The organism is Labilithrix luteola, assembly GCF_001263205.1.
Classification (GTDB): Bacteria; Myxococcota_A; Polyangia; order Polyangiales; family Polyangiaceae; genus Labilithrix; species Labilithrix luteola.
On record NZ_CP012333.1, the window covers coordinates 3,327,957 to 3,352,421 of the forward strand.

At 66.5% G+C, this 24,465-nt stretch carries 20 protein-coding genes; 11 read left to right on the forward strand and 9 right to left on the reverse strand.

Features of this window, described 5'->3' with window-relative positions; genetic code table 11:
* Positions 1 to 3 precede the first annotated feature (3 nt).
* Positions 4 to 747, reverse strand: coding sequence for a PKD domain-containing protein (locus AKJ09_RS14990; RefSeq protein ID WP_146647881.1), 744 nt, complete (start codon positions 745 to 747; stop codon positions 4 to 6).
* A gap of 248 nt (positions 748 to 995) precedes the next feature.
* On the opposite strand from AKJ09_RS14990, the gene AKJ09_RS14995 reads away from it, so the two are divergent.
* Positions 996 to 3,614, forward strand: a complete 2,619-nt coding sequence (locus AKJ09_RS14995) for a peroxisomal multifunctional enzyme type 2 (protein WP_146647882.1) — start codon at positions 996 to 998, stop codon at positions 3,612 to 3,614.
* A 48-nt stretch (positions 3,615 to 3,662) separates the two neighbouring features.
* On the forward strand, positions 3,663 to 4,844 hold the full coding sequence (locus AKJ09_RS15000; RefSeq protein WP_146647883.1) for a lipid-transfer protein: 1,182 nt from the start codon (positions 3,663 to 3,665) through the stop codon (positions 4,842 to 4,844).
* A 239-nt stretch (positions 4,845 to 5,083) separates the two neighbouring features.
* Here AKJ09_RS15000 and AKJ09_RS15005 read toward each other — a convergent pair whose 3' ends face one another.
* Entirely contained in the window at positions 5,084 to 5,827 is a 744-nt protein-coding gene (locus AKJ09_RS15005) for a hypothetical protein (RefSeq protein ID WP_146647884.1), read from the reverse strand.
* A gap of 158 nt (positions 5,828 to 5,985) precedes the next feature.
* Positions 5,986 to 8,217 carry a family 20 glycosylhydrolase gene (locus tag AKJ09_RS15010; RefSeq protein ID WP_169927548.1) on the reverse strand — a complete coding sequence of 744 codons (2,232 nt, stop codon included), beginning with the start codon at positions 8,215 to 8,217 and terminating at the stop codon, positions 5,986 to 5,988.
* A 303-nt stretch (positions 8,218 to 8,520) separates the two neighbouring features.
* On the opposite strand from AKJ09_RS15010, the gene AKJ09_RS15015 reads away from it, so the two are divergent.
* From AKJ09_RS15015 to AKJ09_RS15025, 3 genes are read left to right on the forward strand one after another with little or no spacing between them, the layout of a single operon-like run.
* On the forward strand, positions 8,521 to 9,630 hold the full coding sequence (locus AKJ09_RS15015; RefSeq protein WP_240488483.1) for a hypothetical protein: 1,110 nt from the start codon (positions 8,521 to 8,523) through the stop codon (positions 9,628 to 9,630).
* Positions 9,631 to 9,634: 4 nt separating this feature from the next.
* On the forward strand, positions 9,635 to 10,372 hold the full coding sequence (locus tag AKJ09_RS15020; RefSeq protein WP_146647886.1) for a hypothetical protein: 738 nt from the start codon (positions 9,635 to 9,637) through the stop codon (positions 10,370 to 10,372).
* The gene (locus tag AKJ09_RS15025; protein WP_240488484.1) at positions 10,369 to 11,451 is read left to right on the forward strand and encodes a hypothetical protein; all 1,083 of its coding nucleotides are present in this window, start codon (positions 10,369 to 10,371) and stop codon (positions 11,449 to 11,451) included. Before AKJ09_RS15020 ends, AKJ09_RS15025 begins: the two co-directional genes overlap by 4 nt.
* A 58-nt stretch (positions 11,452 to 11,509) precedes the next feature.
* On the opposite strand, the gene AKJ09_RS15030 is transcribed toward AKJ09_RS15025, so the two are convergent.
* A complete protein-coding gene (locus tag AKJ09_RS15030) occupies positions 11,510 to 11,848 on the reverse strand; it encodes a helix-turn-helix domain-containing protein (protein ID WP_169927549.1) in 339 nt (112 codons plus the stop codon).
* 778 nt (positions 11,849 to 12,626) lie between these two features.
* Between AKJ09_RS15030 and AKJ09_RS15035 the strand changes: the two genes are divergently transcribed.
* From AKJ09_RS15035 to AKJ09_RS15050, 4 genes are all read left to right on the forward strand, one after another.
* Positions 12,627 to 14,099, forward strand: coding sequence for a serine/threonine-protein kinase (locus AKJ09_RS15035; RefSeq protein WP_146647888.1), 1,473 nt, complete (start codon positions 12,627 to 12,629; stop codon positions 14,097 to 14,099).
* A gap of 109 nt (positions 14,100 to 14,208) precedes the next feature.
* Complete coding sequence (locus tag AKJ09_RS15040; RefSeq protein ID WP_146647889.1) at positions 14,209 to 15,204, forward strand: tetratricopeptide repeat protein; 996 nt, start codon at positions 14,209 to 14,211, stop codon at positions 15,202 to 15,204.
* On the forward strand, positions 15,205 to 15,825 hold the full coding sequence (locus tag AKJ09_RS15045) for a hypothetical protein (protein ID WP_146647890.1): 621 nt from the start codon (positions 15,205 to 15,207) through the stop codon (positions 15,823 to 15,825).
* Between the two features lie 35 nt (positions 15,826 to 15,860).
* A complete protein-coding gene (locus AKJ09_RS15050; protein ID WP_146647891.1) occupies positions 15,861 to 16,493 on the forward strand; it encodes a hypothetical protein in 633 nt (210 codons plus the stop codon).
* A 20-nt stretch (positions 16,494 to 16,513) separates the two neighbouring features.
* Here the strand turns inward: AKJ09_RS15050 and AKJ09_RS15055 are convergent, their stop codons facing one another.
* The 3 genes from AKJ09_RS15055 to AKJ09_RS15065 form a co-directional block, all read right to left on the reverse strand.
* On the reverse strand, positions 16,514 to 17,758 hold the full coding sequence (locus tag AKJ09_RS15055) for an RNA polymerase sigma factor (RefSeq protein WP_146655542.1): 1,245 nt from the start codon (positions 17,756 to 17,758) through the stop codon (positions 16,514 to 16,516).
* Between the two features lie 114 nt (positions 17,759 to 17,872).
* Entirely contained in the window at positions 17,873 to 18,253 is a 381-nt protein-coding gene (locus AKJ09_RS15060) for a YciI family protein (RefSeq protein WP_146647892.1), read from the reverse strand.
* Positions 18,254 to 18,362: 109 nt separating this feature from the next.
* Positions 18,363 to 19,505, reverse strand: a complete 1,143-nt coding sequence (locus AKJ09_RS15065) for a DJ-1/PfpI family protein (RefSeq protein WP_146647893.1) — start codon at positions 19,503 to 19,505, stop codon at positions 18,363 to 18,365.
* A gap of 161 nt (positions 19,506 to 19,666) precedes the next feature.
* Here AKJ09_RS15065 and AKJ09_RS15070 point away from each other — a divergent pair, with 161 nt between their 5' ends.
* Entirely contained in the window at positions 19,667 to 20,659 is a 993-nt protein-coding gene (locus AKJ09_RS15070; protein ID WP_146647894.1) for a GlxA family transcriptional regulator, read from the forward strand.
* A gap of 387 nt (positions 20,660 to 21,046) precedes the next feature.
* On the opposite strand, the gene AKJ09_RS15075 is transcribed toward AKJ09_RS15070, so the two are convergent.
* Positions 21,047 to 22,360, reverse strand: coding sequence for an RNA polymerase sigma factor (locus AKJ09_RS15075; RefSeq protein ID WP_146647895.1), 1,314 nt, complete (start codon positions 22,358 to 22,360; stop codon positions 21,047 to 21,049).
* 144 nt (positions 22,361 to 22,504) lie between these two features.
* Here AKJ09_RS15075 and AKJ09_RS15080 point away from each other — a divergent pair, with 144 nt between their 5' ends.
* The gene (locus AKJ09_RS15080) at positions 22,505 to 23,854 is read left to right on the forward strand and encodes a serine/threonine-protein kinase (RefSeq protein ID WP_146647896.1); all 1,350 of its coding nucleotides are present in this window, start codon (positions 22,505 to 22,507) and stop codon (positions 23,852 to 23,854) included.
* Between the two features lie 5 nt (positions 23,855 to 23,859).
* Here AKJ09_RS15080 and AKJ09_RS15085 read toward each other — a convergent pair whose 3' ends face one another.
* Entirely contained in the window at positions 23,860 to 24,264 is a 405-nt protein-coding gene (locus AKJ09_RS15085) for a hypothetical protein (protein WP_146647897.1), read from the reverse strand.
* Positions 24,265 to 24,465: the final 201 nt, after the last annotated feature.

Consider the following 24,465-nt stretch of genomic DNA (forward strand, 5'->3'; position numbering starts at 1 on the left):
GCTTCAGTTGCAGGTTCCGCGCGACGGGTCTGCGGTTGCCTTGCAGAGGCCGACGCAGCACTCGTCCGCGCTGAGCGGCGAGCACGCGATGGTCGATCCCGAGGTGATGCACACGGCCTGGGACGCGGAGAGCGTGGCCTTCGTGCCGTTCTTGTCGAAGGCCGTGACGTGCACGTCGAACGCGCCTGCCGAGGAGAATGTGCGGGACTCCGTCGGATCGCTCGTCGTGATGGGCGCAACGCCTGCGTCGCCCGCCGTCACCGTGCCGAACACCCATTCGTAGCGATCCACCGCCCCCGAACCACCACCCGGCACGACGGTGAACACACACGGCTTACCGGCAAAGCAGCTGCGCGAGACCGGATCGGGGTTCCAGCTCAGCGTGATCGGCGCCTCCGGCTCGTCGCCGGCGCGGCAGATACCGTCTTCGCAGTGCGACCCCGAAGGGCACGTGCCGCTTCCGGTACAGGTCGCCGTGCAATGGCGGCGAGGCTCCTCGTTCGCACCCGAACCGAAGCGGCAGATGTATCCGCTCGGGCACGAGCCAGGCTCGCAGCTCCCACCGTCATCGCACGTGCAGAGGCCACTGCAGACGCCCGTGATGCAGGAGCGGCTCTGGCACTCGGAGTCTTTCCCGCAGGCAGCGCCGTCTTCCGTATCGCCGCTACTGCCGCACGCGGCGGAGAGACCGAAGGCCGCCGAACCGGCGAGCAAGACTCCTAAAGCAACGAGCGTGCGCGTCGTCATCGCGCGCGAAGCCTACCGCGCCGCGGCGCCGCTGCCAGCCCTACACCGCTGGCTAACATATCGAGCGCGCCCCGAGCCCAACCGAGCGCGACCGCCGGCCCTTGACGCGCCGCGTTTGGGCTCCGATAGTTCGCACGCTAAACTTTTACTCCAGAAGCTCCGGACGGCTCCAGCTCGTCCAGACTCGCAAGGCATCGCACGGCGCGGTGCGTCCGAGAGGGCCGCCGCCGCCGCGAGAAGAGGGTGACATGTCCGATCTCCGCTTCGACAACCGCGTCGCCATCGTCACCGGAGCCGGCAACGGTCTCGGTCGTTCTCATGCGCTTCTGCTCGCGTCCCGCGGCTGCAAGGTCGTCGTCAACGACCTCGGCGGTGGGGCAACCGGAAGCGGCAAGTCGAGCGCAGCAGCCGATCAGGTCGTGGCGGACATCAAGGCCGCCGGCGGCGAAGCGGTCGCCAACTACGACTCCGTCGAAGACGGCGCGAAGATCGTCCAGCAGGCCCTCGACACCTGGAAGCGCATCGACATCGTCGTGAACAACGCCGGCATCCTGCGTGACACGTCGTTCCAGAAGATGAGCCCCGAAGACTGGGATCTCATCTACCGCGTGCACGTCCTCGGCTCGTTCCGCGTCACGAAGGCCGCGTGGGATCACATGCGCGACGCCGGCTACGGCCGCATCCTTTTCACCGCCAGCGCCGCCGGCATCTACGGCAACTTCGGCCAGGCGAACTACGCGATGGCGAAGCTCGGGCTCGTGGGCTTCTCGAACACGCTCGCCATCGAAGGTAAGAAGAAGAACGTTCTCTCGAACACCATCGCGCCCATCGCCGGCTCGCGCCTCACGGAGACGATCCTCCCCAAGGACATCACCGACGCGCTGAAGCCCGAATACGTCTCGCCGCTCGTGGCCTGGCTTTGCCACGAGAGCTGCGAAGAGACGGGCGGCCTCTTCGAGGTGGGCGGCGGCCTCTTCACGAAGCTTCGCTGGGAGCGCACCGAAGGAAAGCTCTTCAAGCTCGGTCGCGCGATCTCGCCCGAGCAGGTGCAGAAGGCGTGGGGCGCCATCACCGACTTCGGCAAGGCCACGCACCCCACCGACATCACCAACTCGATGCAGCCGGTCCTCGGCAACCTGCAGTCGAAGAGCCAGGGCGGCAACGAGTTCATCGACGTCGACCAGGCGCTCGGCTTCGAGTTCCCCGCCCAGCATTCGAGCTACGACGAGAAGGACCTCGCGCTCTACGCGCTCGGCATCGGCGCCGGTTCGAACCCGTCCGACACGGGCGAGCTACAGTACGTCTACGAGAACGCGGGCGACGGCTTCAAGGCGATCCCCACGTTCGGCGTGGTCCCGGCGCTGAAGCTCGTATTCGAGATGGCCAAGAAGGGCCAGGTTGCGCCCGGCCTCAACTACGGCTTCGACCGCATTCTCCACGGCGAGCAATACACGGAGATCGCGCGCCCCCTTCCGCCGAACGCGCAGCTCACGCACAAGGCGAAGGTCAAGAACATCTACGACAAGGGGCGCCACGCGATCGTCGTCACCGAGATCAAGTCGTTCGACGACGCAGGCAACCTGCTCGTCACGAACGAGATCACCACCTTCGTGCGCGGCGCCGGCGGCTGGGGCGGCGATCGCGGGCCCACCGCCGAGATCAACCTCCCGCCGAACCGCGAGCCCGACGCCACCGTCACCGAGAAGATCAGCGAGAGCCAAGCGCTCCTCTATCGCCTCTCGGGCGACATCAACCCGCTCCACGTCGACCCGAGTTTCGCCAAGGCGTTCGGCTTCGACCGCCCCATCCTCCACGGCCTCTGCACGTTCGGCTACGCCGCGCGTCACGTCATCAAGCAGTTCTCCAACAACGACCCGCGCTACTTCAAGAGCATCAAGGTCCGCTTCACGGACAGCGTTTTCCCGGGCGAGACGCTCATCACCGAGATGTGGAAGGAGAGCGACAACCGCATCGTCTTCCGCTGCCGCGTGAAGGAGCGCGAAAAGGCGGTCATCTCGAACGCGGCGATCGAGCTGTATTCGGAGATTCCGAAGGTCGCCGAGAAGAAGGCGGCCACCGCGGCGAGCGCATCGAGCGCGAGCGCGAACGCCAACGCAAACAGCGGGGAGGCCACGAGCAGCGAGGCCTTCGCCGTCATCCGCGACTACGTCGAGACGCACCCCGACATCGTCGGTCAGGTCGGCAAGACCTACTTGTTCCGTCTTTCGGGCCCGGACTCCGCGTGGATGGTCGACCTGAAGAACGGCAAGGGCGGCGTCAGCAGCGCCAGTGCGCCTTCCAAGGCGGACTGCACGCTCGACATCAGCGACTCGGACTTCCGCGATCTGGTGGCCGGCAAGGCCGACCCGCAGAAGCTCTATTTCGGCGGCAAGATGAAGATCGGTGGGGACGTCATGGCTTCGCAGAAGCTCATGTTCCTCAAGAAGATCGATCCGGCGCGCGCCACCGAGGTGGTGAAGAAGCTGCGCGCGAGCGGCGGCGCCCAGGCTGCAACAACCACGACGACGAGCGCCGCCAAGGCAGCGAAGGCGCCGGCCATCGTCAAGGCGCTCGCCGAGCGCATCGCCAAAACGCCCACGCTCGTCAAAGAGGTCGGCGCGGTCGTGCAGATCGTCGTCACGTCGCCCGATGCATCGTTCGTCGTCGACCTCAAGAACGGCGCCGGAAGCGTGAAGGAAAGAATCGACTCCTCGCCCGCGGACGTCACGCTCAAGATGAGCGACGAGGACCTCGAGGCGCTCGCCAAGGGCGAATCGCTCCGCGATCTCTACCAGCGCGGTCGCGTTCGCCTCGACGGCGATGCGCACTTCGCGCCCAAGCTCGATTTCTGGAAGGGGCTCGTCTGAGCCGCTCGCCCATCGACAAGAACTCGCAGACCAAGAAGGAGAAGTGCCATGGGTCGTAAGGTCAATGTCATCGGCGTCGGAATGACGAAGTTCCAGAAGCCCGGCGCGAGCGACGAATACAACGTGATGGCGGTCAACGCGGCCAAGGCGGCTCTCGCCGACGCGAAGATTCCGTACAGCGAAGTCCAGGCGGCTTACTGCGGCTACGTCTACGGCGACTCCACGTGCGGCCAGCGCTCGGTCTACGAGCTCGGACTCACGGGCATCCCGGTCTACAACGTGAACAACAACTGCTCGACCGGCTCGACCGCGCTCATGCTCGCGAAGCAGGCGATCGAAGGCGGCATTGCCGAATGCGTTCTCGCCCTCGGCTTCGAGAAGATGGAGAAGGGTGCGCTCGGCTCGAAGTTCACCGACCGCACGAACCCGCTCGAATGGCAGGCGGGCGTGATGAGCAAGGTGCAGGGCTTCACCAGCGCCCCGCCCGCCGCGCAGATGTTCGGCGGCGCCGGCCGCGAGTACCGCTTCAAGTACGGCACCAAGCGCGAGACCTTCGCCAAGGTCAGCGAGAAGGCGCGCAAGCACGCCTCGAACAACCCGTACGCGCTCTTCAACCAGGTGCTCTCGGTCGAAGAAATCCTCGCCTCCGAAGAGGTCTTCGATCCCCTCACCCGCTACCAGTGCTGCCCGCCCACGTGCGGCGCCGGCGCGGCCATCCTCTGCTCCGACGAGTTCGCCAAGAAGCACGGGATCTCGAATCCCGTCTGGATCGCGGCCCAGGCCATGACCACGGACTACGAGTCGTCCTTCAAGGAAGACTCGATGATCAAGATGGTCGGCTACGACATGGCCAAGGCCTGCGCGAAGAAGGTCTACGAAGAGGCCGGCCTCGGCCCGAAAGACGTACAGGTCGTCGAGCTCCACGACTGCTTCACGGCCAACGAGATCCTCACCTACGAGGCGCTCGGTCTCTGCGAAGAGGGCCAGGCCGAGAAGTTCATCTGGGACGGCGACAACACCTACGGCGGCAAGTGGGTCACGAACCCGTCGGGCGGCCTGCTCTCCAAGGGTCACCCGCTCGGCGCGACGGGACTTGCACAATGCACGGAACTCGTCTGGCAGCTGCGCGGCACCGCCGACAAGCGCCAGGTCCCGAACGCCAAGGTCGCTCTCCAGCACAACCTCGGCCTCGGCGGCGCCTGCGTCATCACCATGTACCGCGCGGACTGACCGGCGAATCGAGCAGACCGCATCGGCGCCGTCTCGCCGTCGAGAGCGCGTGCTGCAAAGCCACAACGGTCACGCAATGTTCTTGGCTCGCTCGCGGCTTCCAAGCGTTGCGTGACCTTCGCGAGCTTGGCGGCTTTCGGCTCGAGAGGGTCCCAAATGCGCCGAGCCCACCGATCCTCGCGTGATGCGAAGAAGACGGGTGGGCTCGATGTTTCGCGTTTTCGCGGACTAGCTCGCGATCAGAAGTTCGAGTTGTAGCAGGCGGGATCCTTCTCGTAGGTGTCCATGCAGCCCTTCGCCCACTTCACGAGGTCGTCGCGCGTGGGGAGGCGGCACGAGCCATCACGCTCGGTGTGGCTCATCCACTTGATGAGACGGTTGTCGTAGAGCCAGAGGCTCTCGTAGTTCTTCGGCACTTTGACGGTCGCCGGGGCGTCCGTCATGTCGTTGTTCCACTGCCAGAACTGGTAGATGTTGTGCTTCGCGCGAAACGCTTCGAGCTCGGGCGGCACGTCGTTCTTGAGGATGTCCTCGAGCACCTTGCGGGCTTCGGCCATGCACGCGCGCGACTGGTCCGTCGGCAAAACGCCCGTCTTCGGCTCACCGTCGCCGTTGTAGCCCCACGCGACCGCGTTGCCGCCGTCGTAGGGATCCTTCTTCTTCCACTGCCAGTACTCGTAGCCGGTGATCTGGAACTTGCCGATCTTCGAGCTCGCCGGCTGCGTCTCGGGCGGCGGGGCGGGATGGCAGACCATCTTGCTCGGCTCGCTCTCCGACGCGCAGGTGTTCGGGCACGCGCAGGGATCGGCCTGCTCCTCGGGCGGGGCTTCCTCTCCCGTTTCGTCCGCTGGCTGTGTTCCGTTGGTTGATTCGGCGGGCTTGTCCTTCGCAGGAGGCGTGGCCTCGGTGGTGCTGCTCGAGCAAGCCGCGACGACGAACACCAGCGGCAGACCGCTCAGAAAGAGCGAGAGGGCTTTCTTCATTGATTTCCCCGCGTTGGAGAAAGCGCGACCAAAACACAAGGTGCGCCTTCGGAGCCCGTCGACCTACCCTGTAGATCTGTGTTTGTCGAGCCGCGCGCGGTCGAATTTTCACGGCTGCGACGCGTCAGCGTCACCGAGCGGCCACGCCCCGCAGGCGGTCACTTGCGGGTGTTGAAAGATGCAACGATCGGCATCGGGGCCCTGGCGAAATGCGGGCCCTCCATCGTGATCGAGAGCGCTTTGCCCATCGTTCCCTGGAAGTACGGAATGCGAACGGCGTGGCGACCGGCCGCGAGCGCGATGTCCCCGTCGGAGTCGCGCTCGGGATGCGTGCCATCGTCTTCGAGGATGCGACGGCCATCGATCTCGAGAGCGACGCCGTCGTCGCTCGTGGCCACGAAGCGATAGACACCTGTCTCGGGGACGTCGAGGAAGCCCTCGTAGAGGACGGCGAAGCGCTCTTTGCGGAAGCTCGGGTCGAAGCCCAGTGCGGGCAGTCGGCCGCGCCGTCCGACGAGCTTCGCGAAATCCGGGAGCCGCCTGAAGTCGCCTTCCACGTAGGTGTAGTTTACACCTGGTTGGAGCGAAGCGAGGGGGGCAGGCATCGCCGGCGACGGCGTGGTGCGCTCGAACACGCCACGAACGACGGGGCTCGTGCGCCCACTCGGCAAGAACAGTCGCGCGGCGACAGACGTCGTGTCCTTCAGATCCACGGGCGACACGAACGCGGGCGACGACGGCGTGGGGTCTCGTCCGTCCGTGGTGAAACGAACGATGCCATCCGTGTAGAGCGAGGGCAGCGCGAGCGTGATCTGCGCCTGATCCAAGAACGTCTGCTTGGCCCGCAGGCCGACCGGCGGGTTCACGAAGTAGCCGATGCCCGCGCGATCCATCATCGAGCGCTGCGCGCGTGAGCGTGACGCGAAGCTCGCCTCGCGCGCGGTCGCGTCGGCAACGGGCACCGACCAGAGCGCCTCCGATAGCGCCGCGAGCCGAGGCATGAGCAGCGTGTCCACGTCTTCCGGCGTGCGCACGAACTCGGTCCACAGAGCGCCCTGCCCGCCGAGAACGTGCGCTGCCTCGGAGGGCGAGAGCCCCGCGGGCATCGGATCGAAGCCGAGAACACGTGAAAGCGGCAGGTACTCGTCATGACCGGGTTCGGCGCCCGAGCGTGACTGACGCTTGTTGAAGTACACGAACTCGTGAGGCGCCATGATCACGTCGTGACCATCGCGCGCGGCTTTCGCTCCGCGCTCGGCACCTTGCCAAGCAACGACGACAGCATCGTCCGCCGAGCCCATCTCGAGGACTTCGTCCCATGCGAGCGCACGCCGACCTCGCTTGCCGAGGCTCTCGCGCACGCGATGCATGAAGTAGCCGCCCAGCGCTTCGGACGAGAGGTGCTGCGACTTCATGCGGGCACGGCACTTGGGACATGCTTCCCAGCGCGTCTTCGGAACCTCGTCACCGCCGACGTGAATCAGCTTCGACGGAAAGACCTCGGCGACCTCGCCGAGCACGTCGTCGAGCAGCGCGTAGGTCGCGTCGTTGCCTGCGCAGAGGACGTCTTCGAAGATACCCCACGTTGCCGGCACCTCCATCGTCTTGCCCGTGCAGGACAGCTCCGGATGCGAGGCCAGGATCGCGCGCGCATGTCCGGGTGTTTCGACCTCGGGCACCACGGTGACGAAGCGTTCTTTGGCGAACGCCACGACCTCACGCGCCTCGTCTTGCGTGTAGAAGCCACCGGTCTCGACGCCGTTCTCCTGCCGGCGCGCGCCCACGTTGGTGAGCTCGGGATGCGAACGAATGGCGAGCCGGAAGCCCTGATCGTCGGTCAGATGCCAGTGAAAGACGTTGAACCGATAGAACGAGAGCAAGTCGACGAAGCGCTCGATCGTCTGCTTGTCGAAGAAGTGGCGCGCGACGTCGAGGTGCATCGCGCGGAACGCGAATCGCGGAGCGTCGTCGATGTGAACGCACGGAAGCGGCGACGGCGACGCTACCCCGGTACCGCCCACGATGGGCCTCACGCCGGCGAGCTGTGCGAGCGTCTGAGAGCCGTAGGCGAGACCCGCAGCCGTGCGAGCACGAACGACGGCGCGCGCTCCCGACACGTCGAGTGCGTAAGCTTCTTCTTCGACGTCGCGAGGCAGCGAGACGGCAGGATCACGTCCGGCCCGAGGGGTCGACGCGCGGAGGACGATTCCCTTCTCGGGATCGGGCGAAGCATGTGCGATGGGCACGACGCGCGATGCATCGATGCCGAGCCAGCGCCCTAGACGAAGCGCGATCGGACGCACCGCGGGATCGTCTTCGAACGCGATGGACGTTCGATCGTCGAGCACGAGAGAGCCGCTGCACGTCGTGACCTGACGAGGCCGAGGCACGAGAGGAAGGGAGTCGACCGAGAGTGGCGCCGCCAGGGAAGGTGTCGGGCTTGCAGCCTGGTGGGTCGGCCCGAGCTGGCTTTTCGACTCGGCCCCGGCGCACCCCAGCAGCACTGTGCCAACGGCACCAAGCAGGGTGAACCACCCTGGCATGCCATGGCACACATGACTCCGATGCCCTGCCCCGGGGGCCTGCGAATCCCCTCGAAGCCCCGAATTGAGCCCAGATCCGAGAGTGGCACACCCCCTGCTCACCGGCGGTCGGACTTGCACGGCCGACACGATACTCTTCCGAGGCTGATCATGAACCGGTTCCTCCATGCCCTCGTCGTGACCACCCCCGTCGCCTTCCTCGCCGTCGCCCTCGCCGCGGGCTGCTCGTCGAGCGATTCGCCGGACACCCCTCCGATCACCGATCCCTCTCAGCTCGGTGCGCCGACCAAGGGTCAGGGCTTTCAACTGCGGACGGAGCTCTTCAGCGTCGCGGCCGGAGAGGAAGTGCAGGACTGCTACTTCTTCAAGGTTCGCGATCTCGCGCGTGCGAACGGCATGGACGAGAACAGCCCGGTCAACTTGCACCGCGTTCACGTCGTGCAGCGCACGGGCTCGCACCACATGAACATCTTCCGCGTGCGCACGATCACGGGCCTCGACCCGGCGAACGGCGCCATCCAGCGCGGCAAGAATGGCGTGGGCGAGTGCTTCAAGAGCCCGAACTGGTCGGACTGGCCGCTCGTCGCGAACACGCAGACGAAAGGTGAGCTCGACTGGACGTTCCCGGACGGCGTCGCGAACGTGCTCCAGCCCGACGAGTGGCTGATGCTCCAGACCCACTACGTCAACGCCACCTCGCAACAGACCCCCGAAGGCGGCGAGGTTGCCGTGAACTTCCACGCCATCCCGAAGGAGAAAGTCGAACACGAGATGGGAACGCTCTTCGCGACGAAGCAGAGCATCCGCGTCTGCAAGAGCAACCCCGCGCCCACCTTCACCGGCTCGTGCCAGTTCAAGAGCGGGAAGGAAGTGCAAGTCATCGGCGCGAATGGCCACTTCCACGCACGCGGCAAGCAATTCCAGATGTACGCGTGGGACGGCACGTCGATCGAGACGCCGCCCGACAGCGCTCGCTTCTACGAGTCGCGTGCCTGGGACGAGCCGCCGATGCTTCGCTCGCCGGACCTCGACCTGACCATCAAACCGGCAGGCGGCGTGATGTACAGCTGCTCGTACCAGTGGATGCCGCCCACGGAAGAGTCGGGCGGCTGCGCGAAGCTCGACGAGCTCGACAAGGCAAAGAACGCCGACGCAGCGCTCGACTGCTGCTACACGTTCGGCCCCATCGTCGAACGCAACGAGCACTGCAACGCGTTCGTCTACTACTACCCGAAGCAGGACGACGTGTTCTGCAACTGATCCCGTGCTGTTGCGCCGTACCGTCTTCACCCTCTCTTCTGCGTTCTTCGTTGCGTTCGGGTCGTTCGCAGCGGCCGTCGTGCTTGCGGGATGCCCTGGCGACGACGGCACCGATCCCGGGGAGGGCGGCACCGATACGCTCCCGCCCTCGACCTGCGCCGCTGGCTACCTCGGTGATCCTTCGAAACCCCCGATCATCGAGCTTCGCGCGCTGAAGGCGGACGGCACGGACGTTCCGCTCCACGACGGCGACGATCTCGCCGTGATCTTTCCGCCTCAAGGCGGCCGCGTCGCATTCGTCGGCGTTCGCGCCACGAACCTCGATGGCTGCGGGGTGCAGATCACCGGAGCGCTTCGCGATCCGAACTCGAAGCAAGTGCGCGTCGACGGGCGAACCGTGAATCTTCGGCGCGAAGACGACGGCTGGGGCACGACGGGTCGCGGCGTCAGCACCAACATCGAAGACTCGCAGGCCATCGGCGACTATTCGAACGTGCCCCTCTGCCCGAACCAGTGGGCCTCGCAAGACGTGTTCGATCATCCCTTCGAGGTCGAAGTCGTCGTGCAGGATCGGTCGAAGAAGAAGGTGAGCGCGAAGATGACGATCACGCCTCGTTGCGCCGAACCCGGGCCGAAGGAAACCGCTTGCCGATGCCTTTGCAAAGAAGGCTACGTGCTCGGCGAAGCGTGCGGCGAAGACGCCGGCGCGCCCGATGCTTCGACCGACGGAGCTAGGCCGTGAGCGTTTTTCGTGTCGCTCTCGCGAGCGTGGGGCTGCTCGCTCTCGTCGCGTGCAGCAGCTCGGATCCGGTCCAGCCGAGCCATCCGCAGCCCGATGCAGGCACGCCGACGTGGCAAACGGTCCTCCAGCCGAACGGCGGTGCGCTCCTTTCGATCTGGGGCACGTCGGAGAAGGACGTGTGGACCGTCGGCGGACCGCTCGGCAACACGGGCTTCGAGTCGCTCGTCATCCGCTTCGATGGCACTTCGTGGAAGCGCGTCCCCGTTGGCGGCCCCGAGACATTTTGGTGGGTCCACGGCTCGAGTGCGAGCGACGTATGGCTCGTCGGCGAGAAAGGCCGCATCACGCACTGGGACGGCACGAAGTTCGAAGAGCGCACGTCCGGCACCACGGCCACGCTCTTCGGCGTGTACGCGTTCGCTCCGAACGATGCCTGGGCGGTCGGCGGGCGCCCCGATCAAGCAGGCAGCGCGCAGGACTCGAACGTGGTCCTGCACTGGGACGGAACCGAATGGCGCCCCGAAACGCTGCCGTCGGCGAGCGATTCGACGAGCGGCGCATTCTTCAAAGTCTGGGGCACGAGAACGGACGATCTCTACGTGGTCGGAGAGAATGCCGTCGTCTGGCACCGCGTGGGAACCAGCTGGAGGCGCGAAGCCGAAGGGCTCGGCCAAGGTCGACTCACGACCGTGACCGGGTGTAGCGCGAGCGAGATCTACGTCGTGGGGGGGCGCGATCTCCTCACGTCGGACGGCCAGACGTTCTCACGATCGGACGAGCTTCTCGTCAACGACGTGAATGGCGTGGCGTGCGCGCCGGCTTCGGCACCGGCACGTCCGTGGGGAAACGTCGTCGCAGTCGGCGGCGGAAGCCTCAAGCTGCGACGCGTGTCAGGAGTTTGGGAGAGCGACTTCGGCACGGAGCCCTATTCCGATTTGCACGGAGCTTGGGTCGATCCGAGCGGTGCCTTCTGGGCCGTGGGTGGGGATTTCAACACGGCAGCAAGGCCCGGGAGTGCAAGAGCAGGAGTGGTAGCGAGGCTCGGCGACGGAACCGTCGCGAGCGCGTATGTGCCGTGAACCGAATCACACGTTCGGCGACGAACATGAATTGGTGAATCGATTCCAGTCTCGTTCGTCAGCCGGAGAGTGCGCGACGCTTTCCGGTTCGACGCGTCGACAATCCGCCCGGCGCCACGAGCGACTCGAGGTCGACCGCGAGCGCTTCGCAGATCCGATTGGCGACGAACAGCGACGGGCCGAGCTCCCCACGCTCGAGCCGTGCGATGTAGTTGGCCGAGAGGCCAGCTTGCTCCGCTAGAAACGCCTGCGTCCAACCGTGCTCTTGGCGTGCACGACGGATGGCTTCTCCGACGGTCGTGTTGAATGCGCGATGCTCGTCCTGGGGAACCTCGCTCGAACGAGGCTCCCGTGGCTCGAGATCGAACTTGGGTCGTTTACCGCTTTCTTGCCCCACAGTACCGACGATAGCGCAGCACGAGTGTTCGGCGAGATCAAAGTGGGAATTGGCAATCAAGAGGTCGCAGCGAAGCGGAGCCAATCCGACGTCGGGCTTCCCGCCCGCCCGCGCAACTCAACGCATCTCAACGCATCGCATCGACGCAGGCGCGCACGCTTCGACAGTGAGTGCCCTGGCCGCGTGAGAAATTGCCCTAGTCATTTCGTCGACTAGTTCTTAGTCAGCTGGGCATTCGGTTACGCAGTTGCCCAGCTCACTCGGCACGTAGCCCCCGCCGGCTCGAACGCGGAAAGCCTAAATTTCAGGGAGATCGGCGGATGACAGATGTCGGCGCGGCTACCCGAATCGGCGAAGCGCCCGATACGCGCGCCTCGCGAACGAACCACAGTGCAACCTCCGCGACCGCGTCCGTAGCGACGAGCGGATGAAATAGTGAATGCCTTCAACATTGGTTGGACGTGTCGCGTCGTCGTGACGCGTCACGAGTCACGGGCTGTTGGTCGATGCCCTCGATGCCCTCGATGCCCTCGATGCCCTCGATGCCCTCGTTCCGCCATCAACGGGCACATGAATGCTTCGCGAAGGCCCTCCGCACGCGCACGCGGAGAATCAAGCAACGCAAGGAACACGTGACGTGAGGGGGATATCGGCGATTGTCCGACACTTACCGTGCCCACCGCGCGCCGGTGAGACAGCATCCGCCAAATCCTGAGCGGCTCGTCAGGGAATCCCTCGTACCGAGGGCCCTCCTCATGGGATACGGTTATCCGCAAGAGTGCAGATCGACGTCGGGTTGGTCATCGCTGGGAAGTACGAGCTCGTTCGCCTCATCGGCAAAGGAGCGATGGGCGAGGTCTGGCTAGCGACGCACAACACGTTGGGCGGCGAATTCGCCATCAAGCTCGTCGAGCCTAGCGAAGACGGCGAAGACGAGACGGCGTCGGGGCGTTTCCAGCTCGAAGCGCAGGTCTCCGCCAAGCTCTCCCGTAGGACGCGCCACATCGTTTCGGTGAGCGATCACGGCGAGGAAAACGGCCTCGCGTACCTCGTGATGGAGCCGCTCGTCGGCGAGTCGCTCGACGCCCGTCTCAAGCGAACCGGCGCCCTGCCGCTCCCCGAGGTCGTCGCGATTGTCGGGCAGATCGCGCGCGCGCTGGCCATCGCTCACGCGGAAGAGATTTTCCACCGCGACCTGAAGCCGGCGAACATCTTCCTCACGCACGACGAAGACGGGCGCCTCGTCGTGAAGCTCCTCGACTTCGGTATCGCTCGGACGCGTAAGCCGTTTCGCACGCGCTCGCCGTTCTCGACCAGCAAAGACATGGTGCTGGGCACGCCGAGCTACATGAGCCCGGAGCAAGCGCGCGGGCTCGATACGCTCGACTACCGTTGTGACATCTGGGCGCTCGCCGTCGTCGCGTACGAGGCGCTCGCGCTCGCCATTCCGTGGGAAGGCGCGACGGTCGAAGACATCTTTCTCAGCATCTGCACGTTTCGTGTGGTTCCCATCCATACGCGACGGCCCGACCTTCCCCCATGGGTCGATCCGATCTTCCGCCGCGCCTTCGCGGAAGACCTCGGCGAGCGCTTCGCAACCGCCACGGAGCTCGCGGAAGCGCTCGAGCAACTCGTGCCACCGGAGAGCGTCGACGCCGCGATTCATTCCGGGTCGGGAGCCTCTCGCCTGGGATCGCGACCCGGATCGCGACCCGCATCGCGCCCGGCGTCGCGTGCTGGCTCTCGCCCCGGATCACGCCCTAGCATTCCGCAAAAGCCGTCGAGCCCGAGCCATCCGGCGCTCGAACAGAACACGTCGGATCCGGCGCCCCTCGTCGGCGATCCCACGCGCAGCGCCCATGCGCACGAGGACGAGAAGAAGAGGAGCAACGGCTGGGTACTCGGCCTGCTCGCGGCGTTCGCGACCGTCGGTCTCGTCGCCCTCGTCGTGGTCGCCCTCGGTCGGAAGTCGACGTCCGAGGCGTCGGCAGCCACTGCACCGCCTCCGAATCCTTCGCACGAGTCGCTCGTCGATCCGCCGCCGCCTTCGATGGCCCTCGCTCCGTCGACGCCCGATCCTGCGCCGCCGCCCACGTCGGCGCCCGCGGCCGCAGCCGTCCCATCGACGAAGGCTTCGCACGCTGCCCACCCGCGACCGAACACGCCCGCGGCTGGGCAAAAGTCGGCGGTCACGGGGGCTGCGGCCTCCTCGACACCGCGCGCGGCGGCCAGCAAGAGCGACGTCTTCTAATTCTCGTGCCTGTCTCCGGCCCGCTCCGAGTCCCGGGGCGCCTCGACTATCCCAATCGGGGTTGATAGGATGTTCGATCGTGCGTCCCTTCGCTTCTAGCTATCCGTCCATGCGCAGACTTTGGGCGCTTCGCCTCGCTCTTCCCGCGGTGATCGGATGTGCGACGTTGATCGCGACGACGCCCGCGCGGGCCGACAACGAAGCCAACGCCAAGGATCTCTTCGCACGTGGCCGCGAGCTTCGCGCGAACAACGACTGCGGAAGCGCCGTACCGCTCTTCCGCAAGGCCTATTCGATCTATCCGAACGGCCTCGGCAGCCTTCGCAACGTGGCGGAGTGCGAGGAACAGCTCGGTCATTTCGCCTCCGCGCGGCGCGCGTGGCTCGACGTGAAGCGCGCGCTCATCACCTTGCCGCCGGACGCCAAGTACGACGGCTGGGACAAGGATGCCGAGGAAGCCGCGGCGCGCCTCAAGCCGAAGGTCGCCACCTTCATCGTCGACGTGTACGTGAAGTCGCCCGAGGGTGAGGCGCTCGCGAACGAGAAGAGCGGCGTCGAAGTCTTCGTGAACGGCGAGTCGGTCGGAACCGCCCTCGTGGGCACGCCGCTCGAACGCGATCCGGGCAGCTACCGCATTCGCTCGCAGGTCCGCGACGCCGAACCGGTCGAGCAGGAAGTCACGCTGGGCGCCGGCGACAACCCTCACATCACCATGCGGCTCGTGCGCACGCCCCCCCCGGCGCCCACGACGGTCGCCAGCGATCCCGGCAAAGGGCGAAGGACGCTCGGCTGGGTCCTCACCGGCGTAGGTGGAGCCGCGCTGATTGCCGGCGGCGCTACCTTCTTGCTTCGCAACTCGGCCAAGAGCGATCTCGACGACAAGTGCCCGACGCACGACGGCTGCGATCCTTCGCTTCGTGACACCGTCGACCGCGGCAAGACGATGAGCACGCTCACGACGATCCTCGTTCCCGTGGGCGTCGTGGCGGCGGGCGTGGGCATCACCCTGGTGCTGACCAGCCGGTCGAGCTCGTCGACGGCAACGGCTTCGTCCCTCACGGTGAGCCCCTGGGCAGGCGGCGCCTCCGCTACCTTGAGGTTCTGAATGAGGCACCGAGCCGTCTTCGTGTTGGGCGCCCTCACGGTCGCCAGCGTTCTTGGAATTGCTGCAGCATGCACATTTCCCGACGCCAGCTACCGAGACCCGTCGGCCACACTGGGTGACGACAGCGGTGACGACAGCGGTGGCGACGCGGTCGCGCCGCCCGACGACCGCGACGGCGACGTCGACCCGAACGGCCGCAACGAAGACGCCGCCACGCGTGAAGACGGCGGCGGACGCATCGAGGACGAGGCCGGTTGCGGGGCAAACCGGTGCGATTGCGATCAAGACGGCGTCGGCAACAACGGTTGCCCCGTCCCCGACGGCGGCTCGGTCGATTGCGATGACTTCGACAAGCTCGTGCATCCCGGACAGGGCTTCGTGGGCTCGCCGTGGTCAGCCTCGAGCCCTCACCTCCCCGCGGGCGACTGGAACTGCGACGGCACCACCACCAAGCAGTATCCGCACAGCGTCGGCTCGTGCTCCGGCATCACGTGCGGCAAGCTCGAGGGTTTCCTCGGAGATCCCGCTTGCGGCGACACGGCTGACTACGTCGTCTGCAAATCAGCCGGGCTCGGGTGCTCCGAGGCGAGCAGAGAGCAACGCGTCCAAGGCTGCCGGTGACGGAGATTCGGATGCGGCGTTCGTGGAAATGGTTCGTGCTGGCCTCCCTCCCCGCGGCGATCGCGGCGGCCTGCAATTTCCCGGACGTCACGTTTCTCGAGCCGGGCGGCACGGGCACCAACGGCGGCCACGTCGGCAGCGAGGATGCGAGCGCCGACGCCATGACCGCGACGGACGCTTCGACCGACGCGCTCCCTCCCGACGTCGATCCCGAGGGCGCGACGAAAGACGCATCGACCGTGGGTGATGCCGCGGCGCAGGTCGACGCGAGCGGATGCTCGTCCTGCGACTGCGACGGCGACGGCTTCAACCGCGTCGACCACGACGCCGGTTGCAACGGCGGCCCCGGCAACAACCTCCCCGACTGCGACGACCTCATCGCAGCGATTCACCCCGGGCAGGGCTTCGTCGAAGATCGCTGGCCGCCGAACGCCTCGAAGAGCGTCTTGCCGGGCGACTGGGACTGCAGCGGCACCGTGACGAAGCAATACGGCTACGGGTCGACGTGCGGGGCCCTCACTTCGTGTGGCGACGGCTTTCGCGGCGAGCCTGCATGCGGAGAGACCGCCGAGTACCTCCTCTGCAAGGACCCGCTCCCGCTCCTCGGCCTGACGTGCAGCGTCGGGACATCGGAGCCCGCAGGCTCGCGCGTCCAGGGCTGCCACTAGAGCATCGAACGGTTCGTCCTCTATTTCGCGGCACACTTCGCGGCGCGCTCGAGAAGCAGCTCGCGCTCGCGTGAATTACGCGTGAGCGAGGCCGCGCGCTCGAACTCGGCACGCGCCTCGGCGTTGCGTCCGAGCTTCGAGAGGAAGTCGCCACGCGCGCTCGGAAGCAGATGGTAGTTCTTCATCGAAGGCTCGGACGTGAGCCTGTCGACGATGGCGAGGGCTTCGGCGGGCCCCTCGGCCATCCCCACGGCCACCGCGCGATTCAGCTCGATGACCGGCGAAGGAACGATCTCCACGAGCTCGCCGTAGTGCGATGCGATGCGCGCCCAATCGGTGTCTTCGGGCAAGGCTGCACGCGCATGGCACGCGGAGATCGCGGCCTGCAGCGTGTACGGCCCGCGGTCCTCGGCGAGCGATTCCGCACGCTCGAGCGCGGAGAGCCCGCGGTGGATGAGCAGCTGATCCCAGCGAGCACGATCCTGATCGAGGAGCAGCACCGGCTCGCCGCTAGGCCCCACGCGTGCCGCCGCTCTTGACGCCGTAATCTCCATCAAAGCGAGGAGGCCGTGCACCTCGGGCTCGTTCGGCATCAGCTCGGCGAGGATGCGCCCGAGGCGCAAGGCATCGTCGCAGAGCTCGGGACGCATCAGGTCGTCGCCAGCGGTAGCCGAATAGCCTTCGTTGAAGACGAGGTAGATCACACCGAGCACGGCGGAGAGGCGCTCGGCGAGCTCCTCGCCCCGAGGCACCTCGTAGGGAACGTTCTCCTCCGCCAGAGTGCGCTTCGCACGCACGATGCGCTGGGCAATCGTGGGCTCCGACACGAGAAAGGCACGTGCGATCTCGTCCGTCGTCAGACCACCGAGGAGGCGCAGCGTGAGCGCCACGCGCGCATCGATCGACAGGACGGGATGGCACGACGTGAAGACGAGCTTGAGGAGGTCATCTCCGATGTCGTCGTCGACGGCGCTCTCGAGATCGGGCGCGACGTTCGTGAGGTCGGTTTCGTACCCGAGCTGCTCGTGCTTGCGGTCGAGCAGCTTGTTGCGGCGCAGGACGTTGATCGCGCGGTTCTTCGCGACCCCCATCAACCAGGCCCCGGGCTTGTCGGGGAGGCCCGTGCGCGGCCACTGCTCGAGGGCAGCGACGAGCGCGTCCTGTGCGAGTTCCTCGGCGAGCCCGACGTCGCGGACGAGACGCGTGAGGCTCGCGATGAGCTTGGGCGATTCCAGGCGGAACACGGCATTGACCGAGGCGCGCACGCGCTGCTCGGCCGCATTCGTCTTGGAATCGTCGTGATTTTGCGAATCGGAGCCCGTCACGGCGCCGATCCAACCACCATCCGGCGCCGGCACCAAGCCCAGGCTCGTCACGCGCTACCTGTGCAGGTCTTCGGGACCGACGAGCGGTCGGATCTCGAGCACGCCTTGGTAGCTCGGCCCGAGCGCTTCCTTGTGGACCGCCATGAAGCGCCGTCCGTACTCGAGGGCCTCCTCCTTCGACTTGACCTGGATGATGGCGAAGCCGGACGCAAGCTCCTTGCTCTCGGGAAAGGGACCATCGACCGCACTCGTCACGCCCCCCTCCAGATGAATCCGGGTCGCCATCGAGCTCGGACCAAGCCCGCCGGTCATGAGCACGACCCCGGCCTTCATCATCTCGACAGTGAACTTTCCGATGGCAGCCCCCAGCTTCGGGTCTGGGGGAAGGTCGGACTCACTTGGCTCGGTCGACATCATCATCATCATGAACCGCATGGGCGCTCCTTGGTGAGGTCACCCCCACGACAAACGAGCCCCCAGCGGATCGACAACAGCGTGACCGAATTCGGAATTTGTTAGTAATTTCAAGTGGCAAGTCACCCAGTCATTCGCGCGGGGCATACTCGAGCTGCAGCGCGACGAAGTCACGCGTGCGGCGTCCGTAACGACGTTCGATGTCGTCGAGGGCGACGTCCAGTGCCGTGACCGGCGGTCGCTCGCCGAACGGCAAGAGCGTGACGTCGGCGTCGGCCGACGAAGCGAGCGTGGTCTCGAGCCTGAGTCCGTGCCGCGTCATGACGTGATCCCCTGCGGACGCAACGGCGATGGCTCGAGAGCGATACGTTCGCGAATGCGCATCGGCAATCAACGCGAGCGCCACCTCGTCGATGCCGTCCGACGAGGGAACCGCGACGATCTCGTGATTGAACCAGGCCAGCTGGTTGGTCGCCGCCGTCCAGACGACGCCACCGGTCAGATCGAATCGCGAGCTGTCGTGCGAGGCGTCCCATCGCGGGAGGCCGATCTCGCCGGCGATCTTCGTCGCTTCGTCGCGCCCCGCGACAGCCTCGATCAGCGCGATGGAGACGGGCGCCGAGGCCGTCACCCCCGTGGTCGTCACGACACCGCGATCGGCGACGTAGCGACGGTTGGGCACCCATTGCATCGACCGGTACTTGCTGCGTAGTCGATCGACGTCGTCCCAGTGTCCCGTGGCCTTGCGTCCGTCGAGCAGACCGGCATGGCCGAGGACGCGCGCGCCGCTGCAGACGCCGAGAATGGTCGCGCCCTTCGCGCGTTGGGAAAGGATCCACTGCACGATGCCAGGGTCGTCTTCCACGTGCATCGCGGGGACGATCACGTAGTCGGCACCGCGACCGTGGGCGCGGTCGAACTCGTCGATCGTGCTCTGGGCGCGGATGGTCAAAGCCGGCATGAGCGTCACCGGACCCGAGCGCAAGGAAACCGTCACGACCTCGACGTCGTTCGCACGCGAGAGGATGCCGAAGGGCACGAGAAAATCCGTGGTCTCCGTGCCGTCGTTGTGAGCCACGATCGCCACGAGCGGCTTGGTCGCCGTCTCTGCTCTTCGCATCGCGGCGATGGTGCTCGCCTGTTCGCTCTCGCTGAGCGGGGCCTTCGCGGCCTGCGCAATCGCGATCCGATCGCTGCCGCAGGCGGTGCTCGCGAGCGCGAACGCGAGCGCTAGACCTATCGCGATTCGTCCGAGTCTGCGTGCTCTCAACATGACGCCCTGAACCTAAGCTCGCAGACGATCTCCTCCCATGACGTAGACCGGACAGTTTCTGCCAACGGCGGTCATTCACGCTCGGAAACCCGCAGTTTTCAGCGCGACCATGGTGGCAGAATTTGTCCTACCGGACTCATCGTGCCAAGGTCGAAGGCACCATGACGAAGCTGCGTGCGGCCCGCGCGTCCGAACCGACAGACGTCGGTTTCCTCGTCTTTCCTTGGTTCCAGAGCCTCGACTTGAGCGGCCCGCTCGAGGTGTTCACCTGCGCCTCGGTCATCGCGCGCGAGCGGGGGCGCGGAGAGGGCTATCGAACGACGCTCTTCGCCGAGGCGGCGGGCCCCATCCGATCCTTCTCGGGAATCGACGTCGTCGCCCAGCGCGGACTCGGAGCGCGGACCGTGGATACGCTCGTCGTCGTGGGCGGGCCGGGCGTCGTCCAGGCCGCCGAAGATCCGCGGCTCGTGCGGTTCGTCCAGCGCATGGCCACACGCGCGCGCCGAGTCGCTTCGGTGTGCACGGGAGCATTCGTGCTCGGCGCCGCAGGACTGCTCGACGGACGCCGCGCAACGACGCACTGGGAGCACACCCGTTCGCTCGCCCACCTCTTTCCCAAAGCCACCGTGGACGAAGATGCAATCTACACGCGAGACGGCTCGGTCTACACGTCCGCCGGGATCACGGCGGGCATGGACCTCGCCCTCGCGCTCGTGGAGGAGGACTACGGACGCGACCTCGCGCTCGCCGTCGCGCGCTACCTCGTCATGGCCCTGCAGCGCGCAGGCGGCCAATCGCAGTTCAGCGTCCAGCTTCGCTCGCAAACGGCAACACGCGACCCGCTCCGCGCGGTGCAAAGCTATGTCTACGACAACCTCGGCGCGGACCTCTCGGTGCCCACCCTCGCCCGCAAAGCCGGCATGAGCCCCCGCAACTTCGCGCGCCTCTTCGGGCGGGAGGTCGGGACCACGCCCGCCACGTTCGTCGAGCAGGCGCGCATCGACGCGGCGCGCCGCCTGCTCGAACAAACGTCACGGAGCATCGAGGAGATTGCCGACGCCGCGGGCTTCGGGCGCGCCGAGAGTTTGCGACGGGCCTTCGCGCGCAACCTCTCCGTGAGCCCGCAGGAGTACCGCAACCGCTTCCACGCGTGACGCGTTCACGGCCGCGCCAGGGTTCATGCTCGAGCTCAAACCTTCGTGGGCCGTCGCGTCTCCACCGCCGCTCCCGGCCCACGGGCGATGCGAGCGATCGACGCACCGCAGCTGCAGGCCCGTACGACGACCGCGCCCCCGGATGGCCAACGGCTGACCAAACGCTCGAGCTCGGGCCCAGCCACCTCGGCCACGGCCGGCAAGGCGCTCCACTCCCCTTCGGAGCGCACTGCGCCGCAGCGGCCACACGCGATTTTCGCACGGTTGGTCGGCATGACGAACGGAGCGCGGCCCGATCTCGAGCCGCCTCCTTCCCTACGACGAATGACAGCGGCCAAAATCGACATGTCTTGAACGGCCCGCCGTACGATTTCTTCCGGGCCTTCTTCAGCGTGCGAACATTTGATTGCGCGCGCACGCCGCGGCCCGCTCGAGCAGGATCGCTTTTTCCCTGACATTCCGGGTGAGCGATGCGGCCCGTTCCAACTCGACGCGCGCCTCGGCGTACCGCCCGAGCTTGGCGAGCAGGTCACCGCGCACACCGGGGAGGTAGTGGTACTCCGCGAGCGCCGGCTCTTCGAGGAGGGTGTCGACCACCGCGAGGCCGGCAGCCGGGCCTTGGGCCATGCCCACGGCCACGGCACGATTCAACTCGATGACCGGCGACGGGTCGATCTCGCCGAGCTCCCCGTACAGCGTTGCAATACGCGACCAATCCGTCTCTTCCGGTGCAAGGGCACGCGCGTGGCATGCCGCGATCGCAGCCTGGAAGGTGTACGGCCCCTTCTCCCCACCGAGACGCTCGGCGCGCTCGAGCGAGGCGAGGCCTCGTCGGATGAAGAGCTGGTCCCAAAGAGCTCGATTCTGATCCATGAGCAGAATCGGCTCCCCCGAGGGACTGGTACGCGCCCGAAGGCGCGACGCCTGGATCTCCATGAGCGCCACGAGACCGTGGACCTCGGGAGCCGCCGGCATCAGCTCGGCGAGAACGCGGCCGAGGCGCAGCGCGTCTTCGCACAGGCCCGGCCGGATCCAGTCGTGACCCGCCGTTGCCGAATAGCCTTCGTTGAAGATCAGATAGATGACGCCGAGGACCGCCGACAGGCGCTCGGCCAGCTCCTCGGGGCGCGGCACCTCGAAGGGGACCTTCGCCTCCGACAGCGTCCGTTTCGCACGCACGATTCGCTGCGCGACGGTGGGCTCGGACACGAGGCACGCACGCGCGATCTCCTCGGTCGTCAGACCACCGAGCAGGCGCAACGTCAGCGCCACCTGCGCTTCGGTCGAGAGAACCGGGTGGCAGGAGATGAAGACCAGGCGAAGGAGATCGTCGCCGACGGTATCGTCGACGGCCGCTTCGATGTCCGCCGCGGCGCTCTCCTGCGCGACCTCCATCTCGCGCCCAACCTCGGCGTGCTTGCGCTCGAGCAGCTTGTTGCGCCGGAGGATGTCGAGCCCGCGGTTCTTCGCGGTGATCATCAACCAGCCGCCGGGATTCTCCGGCACGCCTGTCTCGGGCCAGCGCTCGAGTGCCGTCACCAGCGCGTCTTGCGCGAGCTCTTCGGCGAGCCCGACGTCACGAACGACACGCGTGAGGCTCGCGATCAGTCGAGGAGCTTCGATGCGATAGATCGCCTCGATCGACGCGCTGCTCGCGTGCGCGGCGTTCGTGCGTGTTGCGCCTGTCCCCGGTTCCGCCACACCTGCCCGTTACCACCGCCTTCGAAACTCGCCTAGACCGCGCGTCGATCACGCTTCAAACGCTCTTCAACGCTCGTGATCACGAATCGATTCCGTGCCGATTTTTACGAGCGATCCGCGCTCGGGTTCGCTAGCTTGTCACCGTTGCTGAAGCCCGGACAGACATTCGCACGCTACGTGATCGAAGCCCCCATCGGCGAAGGTGGCATGGGCGAGGTTTACCGCGCGTACGACGAGAAGCTCCGTCGCAAGGTGGCCCTCAAGGTCCTCCATCCCGATCTTGCCGTGCCCGACGCCGCCGCGCGACTCGTGCGCGAGGCTCGTGCTGCGGCCGCGCTCGCGCATCCGAACACCATTGCGATTCACGACCTCGGCGAGATGGACGGGCACGTCTTCCTCGTCATGGAGCTCGTGTCGGGCGCCCCGCTTCGGGCCTACGTCGAGGACGTATCCGTACCCATCACGCAGAAGCTTCGATGGCTCGCGGACATCGCGCGCGGCCTCGGCGCAGCGCACAAGGCAGGACTCGTCCATCGCGACGTGAAGCCGGCGAACGTGATGGTGTCGGACGAGGGCGTCGTCAAAGTGCTCGATTTCGGCCTCGCCAAGCCGATCGAGGCCGGGAGCATGAACACGGAGGTCGGCCTCATCGCCGGCACGCCGCGCTACATGGCCCCGGAGCTCTTCACCGGTGGTCGCGCCGACGCGCGCAGCGACGAATTCGCCTTCGGGGTGACGGCCTACGAGCTTCTCTCGGGCGGTATGCACCCGGGCAATCCCGTCGGCCCCGTGCCGGTGGCGCTCGACACCATCGTCTCCGGCATCTCGCCCACGATCGCAGGAATCATCGCGCGCACGCTCTCGCGCGCCCCCGAAGATCGTCACGGCTCGATGGTCGAGATCGCGAACGCGATCGAGCAAGAGCTCGGCATCACGCGGTCGCAGATCCGAAGCGAGCCCGCGCCGATGACACGCCGTGAAGGAGCCAAGCCTCGCGGCTCGACCGAGCTGGCGCTCGCACGAACCGACTTCGTGCCTTCGACCACGACACGGAACAACCACCCCGCTGGTTCGTCGGAACCATCCGCGGCGTCGGGAGCCGCCATGCGTGCCGTAACGACGACGCGCACGGTCACCAAGGTGGCCGATTCGCTCGAGCCGCGGAAGCGCGGCGGAAGCCTCGGGCTCGTTGTCGGCGTCTTCGTCCTGCTCGGCGCCGGCGGCTATGGCGCCATGCAGCTTCTGCCTGAAAAATCGGCTCCCCATGGCGCCTCCGCGGTCGTGGCCGACGCGCAGGCACTCGTCGCGGATGCCGAGACCGATGCCCCGTCCGAGGATGCCGCGGCCCTCGCGGTCGAGGCCGATGCGTCGAGCGACGCCGAAGCGGATGCCGATGCCGACACGGATGCCGACGCCGAGAGCGACGCCGAAGCGGGAAGCTGGCAGGTCGCGCCGGCCGACATCTTCGAAGATCCGTGGAAGAAGCGGCGCTAGACGACCTAGGCGATGGCCTTGATCGCCACCTTGCCGTCGTTCGTCTCGACCGAGAGCAGCGCAAGACCACCGGCCATCAGGAAGACCTTGGTCTCACGCGGGCCACACGGCGTCTCGAGCCATTTTTGCTGATGCGCAGGTAGACGGGAGAAGAAGCGCACGAGGTCCGCCCCGAGCAGACCAAACACGCCCGAGCCACCCGCCTTCACGTCGAAGCCCATCGTGCGGCACTCGCGCACGGTCGCTTCGTCAGCGTCGACCACGAGGCACGCAATCATCTTCGCATCGCGCGAGCGAACCTGGACGAGGAGCGCGGCATGCTTCGGAAGGGCGCCCGACAGGATCGACTCGGCACGGTCGGCTTCGAGCGCACCGAGCGTGTAGCGCTCGTTCAGGGATTTCCCGATCATCGAGACGACACGTACCACATCGCCGCGCGCGTCTCCGCCGAGAGCCGGCACCTAGCTCGGCCGATCGAGACCCTCGTTCAGTACCCAGCAAGAACGACCGCAGACGCGGCAAAATCTGCGTTTGGCGCAGTGCGGCGAAACCCGCCTTCGAAAGCCGATCAAGGGCACGCGCGGAGGCCTGGATTTGCTAGGTTCTGCCGC